The organism is Amycolatopsis sp. SID8362, assembly GCF_010550475.1.
Taxonomy (GTDB): domain Bacteria; phylum Actinomycetota; class Actinomycetes; order Mycobacteriales; family Pseudonocardiaceae; genus Amycolatopsis; species Amycolatopsis eburnea.
Genome location: NZ_JAAGNB010000235.1, coordinates 20,696 through 27,496 on the forward strand (window position 1 = coordinate 20,696; position 6,801 = coordinate 27,496).

General features: G+C 72.4%; 7 protein-coding genes. 3 read left to right on the top strand and 4 right to left on the bottom strand.

Features of this window, described 5'->3' with window-relative positions:
• Positions 1 to 4: 4 nt before the first annotated feature.
• From malQ to G3I65_RS07870, 3 genes are all read right to left on the bottom strand, one after another.
• Positions 5 to 1,957, bottom strand: coding sequence for a 4-alpha-glucanotransferase (malQ, locus tag G3I65_RS07860; RefSeq protein ID WP_160695493.1), 1,953 nt, complete (start codon positions 1,955 to 1,957; stop codon positions 5 to 7).
• 88 nt (positions 1,958 to 2,045) lie between these two features.
• Positions 2,046 to 2,246 (bottom strand): hypothetical protein, encoded by a 201-nt coding sequence (locus G3I65_RS07865; RefSeq protein ID WP_160695494.1) that lies wholly within the window; start codon positions 2,244 to 2,246, stop codon positions 2,046 to 2,048.
• Complete coding sequence (locus tag G3I65_RS07870; protein WP_160695495.1) at positions 2,243 to 2,818, bottom strand: hypothetical protein; 576 nt, start codon at positions 2,816 to 2,818, stop codon at positions 2,243 to 2,245. The genes G3I65_RS07865 and G3I65_RS07870 overlap by 4 nt, the downstream gene beginning before the upstream one ends.
• Before the next feature lie 109 nt (positions 2,819 to 2,927).
• Between G3I65_RS07870 and G3I65_RS07875 the strand changes: the two genes are divergently transcribed.
• From G3I65_RS07875 to G3I65_RS07885, 3 genes are all read left to right on the top strand, one after another.
• Positions 2,928 to 3,992: a histidine kinase gene (locus tag G3I65_RS07875; RefSeq protein WP_309235325.1), complete on the top strand. Its 1,065-nt coding sequence runs from the start codon at positions 2,928 to 2,930 to the stop codon at positions 3,990 to 3,992.
• Positions 3,993 to 4,092: 100 nt separating this feature from the next.
• Positions 4,093 to 4,761 (top strand): response regulator transcription factor, encoded by a 669-nt coding sequence (locus G3I65_RS07880; RefSeq protein WP_160695496.1) that lies wholly within the window; start codon positions 4,093 to 4,095, stop codon positions 4,759 to 4,761.
• 17 nt (positions 4,762 to 4,778) lie between these two features.
• Positions 4,779 to 6,242, top strand: coding sequence for an amino acid permease (locus G3I65_RS07885; protein ID WP_166639794.1), 1,464 nt, complete (start codon positions 4,779 to 4,781; stop codon positions 6,240 to 6,242).
• On the opposite strand, the gene G3I65_RS07890 is transcribed toward G3I65_RS07885, so the two are convergent.
• Positions 6,220 to 6,801, bottom strand: a 582-nt coding sequence (locus G3I65_RS07890; RefSeq protein WP_160695497.1) for a DUF6885 family protein, incomplete at its 5' end; no start/stop codon positions are given. The genes G3I65_RS07885 and G3I65_RS07890 overlap by 23 nt on opposite strands.

Genomic DNA, 6,801 nt, shown 5'->3' on the forward strand with positions numbered 1-6,801 from the left:
GCCGTTACCCGGGCAACGGTCGGGCCGCCGCCAGCGGTGCGACCGCGGCGCGAACCCCCTTCGCGGTGAAGAAGCCGTCGACGCTGACGGGAAGGCGAATCCGCCAGTTAGGGTACTGGTCGACGGTTCCGGGCAGATTCGGCTGCCGCACCTGGCCCGCGACGTCGGCCGGCGACGTCAGCACGAGCCGCGACGCGGCTTCCGCGAGCAGGGTGTGCAGCGCGACGACCGGGTCGTCGTCCGGAATCCCTTCGCGCGCAACGAGTTCCATGAGCGCGGCCCGTTCGGCGGCGGCCGATTTCTCTTCGGCTTCGACCCCGCGGTCCAGCAGCCCCAGCTCGGCGCGCACCCGGACGTGCTCGCTCCGCAGCCAGCCCGGGACGGTCGGCAGGTCGTGCGTCGAGATGCTGGCCATCGCGTCCGGGTCCCAGCTCGCGGGCGGGGTGAACGGCTTGCCCGGCGCGTCCCAGTCCCGTTCGAACCACAGGACGGCGGAGCTGAGCATGCCCCGTTCGTGCATGGTTTCGGTGACGACGTCCTCGACGGTGCCCAGGTCCTCCCCCACGACGACCGCGCCCGCCCGGTGCGCCTCGAGCGCGAGCACGCCGACCATCGCCTCGGCGTCGTAGTGCACGTAGGTGCCGCGGTGCGCGGGCTCGCCCGGCGGGATCCACCACAGCCGCCACAGCCCGGCGATGTGGTCGACGCGGATGCCGTCGGCGTACCGCAGGACCCCGCGGATGACGTCCCGGAAGGGCGCGTACCCGGCCTCGGCCAGCTTGTCCGGCCGCCACGGCGGCAGGTTCCAGTCCTGCCCCTGCTGGTTGAACGCGTCCGGCGGCGCCCCGACCCGCACGTCGGCGGCGAAGACGTCCCGCACCGCCCAGGTGTCGGCCCCGCCCGGGTGCACCCCGACCGGCAGGTCGTGCACGATCCCGACGCTCATCCCGGCCTCCCGGGCGGCTCGCCGCGCCGCTTCCAGCTGGACGCGGCACAGGTGCTGCAGCCAGCAGTGGAAGGCGACGCGGTCCCGTAGCTCCTCGCGGGCCTGCTCGACCTCGGCCCCGGCCGGCTCCCGCAGGCCCTCCGGCCAGTCCCGCCAGTCGGCGCCGTGCAGTTCGGCGAGCGCGCAGAAGAGACCGAATTCGCGCAGGTCCTCGTCCTCGGGCACCTCCTCCACGTGGTGCGGCCACAGCAGTTCGAGCGCGGCTCGCTTGGCGGTCCAGACAGCGTCGTAGTCGATCAGGTCACCTTCGCGGTCCGGCGCCAGCGACTCGACGGCCGCCTGGGTCGCCGCGCCGGCCCGCGCGAACGTCTCGGTGGCCGTGACGCGCAGGTAGACGGGGTTGGCGAACCGACGGCTCGCGGGCGAGTACGGCGACCGCTCGACGGGGTGCGCCGGGCTGATCGCCTGCACCGGGTTGACCAGCAGCACCCCCGCGTCCAGCTCAGCCGCCGACCGCGCCGCGAAGGTGGCGAGGTCGGCGTAGTCGCCGATGCCCCACGACCCGGCCGAGTGCAAGGAGTAGAGCTGCAGCATCCACCCCCACGCGGGTCGCACGACCGGCAGCTTCGCGGGCACGACGGCGAGCACGACGTCCTGCTCGGCGGTCACCACCCGGTGCCAGCCGAGCGGCAGGTCGCCGGGCAGCTCCCCGCTCACCTGGCGGCGCGTCCCGTCCTCCAGGACGACCTCGGCGTCCCCGGGCAGCGCCCTGGTCACTCCCTCCTTGACCACGATCGCCGGCGGCAGCCCGGCCCCGGGTTCGGCGGCGGCCAGGGCCTCGGCGATGGCATCGGCACTGGTCGCGTCGACCCCGAACTGCCCGAGAACGGCGACGACGACTTCGTCGTCCACCTCGACCCAAACCTGGTCGGCGTTCTCGTACCGGGTGGCGACGCCATACCGGTCGGCAAGCTCCTGCAGGGCACGTCGGGCGGGGATCTCATCGGGCACGGCCCCAGCATTCCGGTGCCCGGCCGTTCCCGCCATCCACGCGGTCCGACGTCACCCCGGCGGCCGTTCCCGCCCCCTCGTCCATACCTCATCCCTTCCCCTTCCTTCCCCGGATCGCGAACAACACCACTGCTCCGCCGAGCACCATCACCACGCTCGCCACCACGTGCAGCGAAGGCGGCAGCAGGTGCAGCTGGACGAACCAGCTCGGCGAACCCGCCCCGAGCAGCCGGTTCAGCAACCCGCCCGCTCCCTGGACCACCAGCAGGATGCCCAGCAGCTCGATCACGACCGCACCTCCTCGCGCTTCCCGAACAGCCCCTCCCAGAGCGGACCGGTGACCAGCCAGATCACCGTCACCGTGCCGAGCCGCGGGAACCACGACCACAGCGGGGCGACCTGGTCCGGCCTGCCGATCGCGAGGATCGCCGCGAGCAGCGCCACCGCCGCCAGCCCGCAGGCCAGCACGCACTTGGAGAACTCACGCCACTCGTGGCGCAGCTTCTCCCGCCCCCGCCGCTTCGGCGGTGGTGGCGGTCCGCCGGCGAAGCGGTGCGCGAAGCGCTCGTCGGCCCAGCGGACCAGGCCGGGCCCGAACACGACGCTGAACCCCAGGTACACCGCCGCGAGGCCGTGGGTGAAGTTCGCCTTCGCCCCACCCGCCAGGTCGACGGCCGTCGCCACCAGCACGACCACGTCGACCAGCGGCACCATCGCCAGCAGCACCGCCGACGCCCGGCGCGCCCGCAGCACGTACCGCACGGCCAGCCCGGCCGCGATGAACACCCAGAACCCGATCTCGCCCGCCGCGATCACGACCGCCATCGGGTTCTCCGCGAAGAACTCCCCAATTCCGTTCACCCCTCCACGTTCGCCCACGCGGCGGCTCCGGCGCGTCGTCGGAAGTGAGGACCGGGCGTCATCACTTCGTAGGACGCGGACCCGGCACGCGATGTGCTGGGATGATCACATGCAGTTCCCTCGCCTTCGCTCGCTGCCGGTGTGGCAGCAGGACGCCCTGATCGCCCTCACCACGTGGGCGGTCGGCTTCGGCGTGTACGCGGCCGGCATCCACCGGCTGCTGGCGGGGTACGACCACGCTCCGCTGTGGGTGCGGCTGCTGGAGCTGACCGCGCTGTGCGGCCTGGAGCTGCTGCGCCGCTGGGTGCCGGGCGCGCTGCTCCTGGCGACGGCGGTGGTCGCGGCGGACATCTGGCTCGGCCCGTCGCTGCCGGTGCTGATCATCTACACCGACTTCCTGTACGCGGCGACGCTGTACGGCTCCCGGCGCACGAGCCGGGTGATGATCGGCGTCGCCGCGCTGTCGGTGGTGGGCGTGCTCGCCGCGGTGCTGCTGCTCGCGCAGCAGTGGCGCGTGGCCGTGCTGGCCGCGGTGAGCGTGCTGCCGTTCGTCGTCACGCCGGTGTGGTGGGCCGCGAACGTCCGGCAGCAGCGGGACATCGCCGAGACCGAGCGGGCCAACGCCGCGCAGCTGGCGAAGATCGCGGAGCTGGACAGGCGGGCGGCGGTCGCGGCCGAACGCGGGCGGATGGCGCGCGACCTGCACGACGTGATCGCCGGCCACCTCTCGGCGATCGCGATCCAGTCGGAAGCGGCGCTCTCGCTGCCGGACCCGCAGCTGGCGAGGACGGTCCTCGAGTCGGTCCGGGAAAACAGCGTGAGCGCCTTGGAGGAAATGCGCGCGATGATCGGGTTGCTCAAAGCCGAGAGCGGACACGCGAGCTCGACCGTGCCCGCACGGCTGGCCGAGCTGGCCAAGCTGGTCGAGTCGGCACGCGCGAGCGGCCTCGACGTCACCGTGGGGTCCACTGTGGACGCCGCAGTGGCGCTGCCCGCCGCGGTCGACCTGACCGCGTACCGGATCACGCAGGAGGCGCTGACCAACGCGGTCAAGCACGCCCCGGGCGGGAAGTCGACGTCGACGTCTGCTACCTCGACGGTGTCCTCGCGGTCGAAGTCCGCAACGACGTCTACCACCCGAAAGACGGCGACAGCACCGGAACCGGCCTGCTGAACATGCGCGAACGGGCCGACGCCGTGGGCGGCAAGCTCACCGCCGGCCCGGAGGGCGACGGCTGGCTGGTCCGCGCGGAACTGCCGGTGAGCGATCCCCGATGACCGTTACCGTCCTCATCGCCGACGACCACGACGCCATCCGGTTCGGCCTCAGCACCATTCTCAACCACGCGGAGGGCATCGACGTCGTCGGAGAAGCCGCCGACGGCGCCTCCGCCGTGCGGCAGGCCCGCGCCCTCCGCCCCGACGTCACGCTGATGGATGTGCAGATGCCGGGCACCGACGGCATCAGCGCCACCCGCCAGCTGGTCGCCGAAGGGCTCACGCAGGTCCTCGTGCTCACGACGTTCGACCTCGACGAATACGTGGACGGGGCACTGCAGGCCGGTGCCGCCGGGTTCCTGCTCAAGTCCGTGGCGGCGCCGCGGCTGATCGAGGCCGTGAAGCTGGTCGCGGCCGGCGAGGGCGTGCTCGCCCCGCAGATCACCCGGCGCGTGATCAGCTCGTTCGCCGCGGCCACCCGGGGACCGGCACCGGCGCCCGACGGCCTCTGCACCCTCACCGACCGCGAACGCGAGGTCCTCGCCTGCCTCGGCGCGGGCCTGTCCAACTACCAGATCGGCACCCGGCTGTACATCGGCGAGACCACGGTCAAGACGCACGTATCGCGCGTGCTGGGCAAGCTGGGCCTGCACTCCCGCGTGCACGCCGCGATCCTCGCGCAGGAAAACGGGCTGACCCTCGCCGATCTGCGGAAACCTCCGTGACCTTTTAACTTCTCCTCATGGGTGTGCGGAGAACGCTGAACGTGGACGAGGTCCTGGCCCGCCAGGACTCCGGTGAGCTCAAGCGGCGGCTGCGCGGACGCGACCTGGTCGGGTTCGGCGTCGGCATCATCATCGGCACCGGCATCTTCACCCTCGCGGGCGTCGAGGCGAAGACGCACGCGGGGCCCGCCGTGACGCTGTCGTTCGTGCTCGGCGCGGTCGTCGCCGGGCTCGCGGCGCTGTGCTACGCCGAGCTCGCCTCCAGCGTCCCGACGGCGGGAAGCGCTTACACCTATGCCTTCGCGACCCTCGGGGAGGTGTTCGCCTGGATCATCGGGTGGGACCTGCTGCTGGAGTTCGCGCTCGGCGCCGCCGTGGTGTCGCGCGGCTGGTCGGGCTACCTGGCGAACCTGCTCGGGCTGTCGCCGGAGTGGTTCGGCGAAGACGCGAAGGTCAACGTCGGCGCGGTGCTCATCATCGCCGTGCTGACCGTGGTCGCCGTGCTGGGCATCAAGGAGTCGGCCTGGCTGACCAACCTGCTGGTGTGCGTGAAGGTCGCGGTCTGCGTGCTGGTGCTCGCGGTCGGCCTGTTCTTCGTCAAGGGCGCCAACCTGACGCCGTTCATCCCGCCGGCGCAGGCCCCCGAGTCCGGCACGACGGTGCTCGAACAACCCATCGTGCAGGCCGCGCTGGGTCTCGAACAGTCGGTGTACGGCATCGCGGGCATGGTCACCGCCGCCGCGGTCGTGTTCTTCGCCTACACCGGTTTCGAAGCTCTCGCGAACCTCGGCGAGGAGACGCTGAACCCGCGAAAGGACCTGCGGGTCGGGATCCTCGGCGCGCTCGGCGTGTGCGCGCTGCTCTACATCGGCGTGTCGATCGTGCTGACCGGCATGATCCCGTTCACCGACATCGACACGGGCGCGCCGCTGGCGGACGCGTTCGACCGGGTCGGCCAGCACTGGGTCGGCGCGCTGATCTCGCTCGGCGCGGTGACCGGCCTGACGTCGGTGATGATGGTCGAACTGGTGACGATCGGGCGGATCGGCTTCGCGATGGGCCGCGACGGCCTGCTGCCGAAGGCGCTCGGCACGGCGCACCCGCGCTGGGGCACCCCGCACCGGATGACGATCGGCGGCGCGGCGCTGATCGCCGTGCTGGCCGCGTTCATCCCGATCTCCGAGCTGGCCGACATGGTGAGCATCGGCGCGCTGTCGGCGATGATCATCGTGGCGGTGGCGGTCCCGGTGCTGCGCCGCCGCCGTCCCGACCTGGACCGGCCGTTCTCCGTGCCGTTCTCGCCGGTGGTCCCGATCCTGGCCGCGCTGGCGTGCCTGTACCTGATGCTCAACCTCAACGTGCTGACGTGGATCCGGTTCGCCGCGTGGCTCGCGGTCGGCCTGGTGATCTACTTCGCCTACGGCAGGCGGCACTCCCGCTTCGCCACCGAAGCCGCGGTCAGTCCCAAGGAGACGGACTGAGCCCGGCGACGCGTGCCACCTCGCGGACGACGTCGGCCTGGTCGAGGTCGACGACCACGAGGACGCCGAGCCCGGTCAGCGCCGCCGTCACCCATTCGACCGGCTGGCCGTGGATCCCGTTGTCGCCCAACGACGCATAAGTGTCCACAACGGACAGCAAGGTGCCTTCGGCGCCGATGCGGATCCCGGCCAGGAGCGCGAAGTGGCCGCCGGGCGGGCGCCAGCGGGAGGTCCAGAGCGGCGGGACGCCGGTGTCGAGGTAGTCGAGCAGCGCGCGTTCCGGGGTGTCGTGGGCGCCGAGCTCGGCACCGTCGATCCGCGCGATCACCGCGACGCGCGGGACGTCCCACAGCCCGACCAGCAGGTCGAAGAGCGACTCGGTGGTCCACGTCCCCGTCACCGGCACTGCCACGAGAGCGCCGCGGGACAGCGAACCGACGGCCGAGGCCAGCCCGGAAACCCGCGTCCCGGCGGCGGCCGGGTCGTCGACGACCGGCAGCGGCAACCGGAACCCGGTCCGCCCCACCTCACCCGGCGGGCGCACGGCCGGGCCGCGAAC

Coding starts and splice junctions, on each gene's coding strand:
- G3I65_RS07880 (WP_160695496.1), top strand. CDS start 4,093: ATGACCGTTACCGTCCTCATCGCCGACGACCACGACGCCATCCGGTTC.
- G3I65_RS07875 (WP_309235325.1), top strand. CDS start 2,928: ATGCAGTTCCCTCGCCTTCGCTCGCTGCCGGTGTGGCAGCAGGACGCC.
- G3I65_RS07885 (WP_166639794.1), top strand. CDS start 4,779: ATGGGTGTGCGGAGAACGCTGAACGTGGACGAGGTCCTGGCCCGCCAG.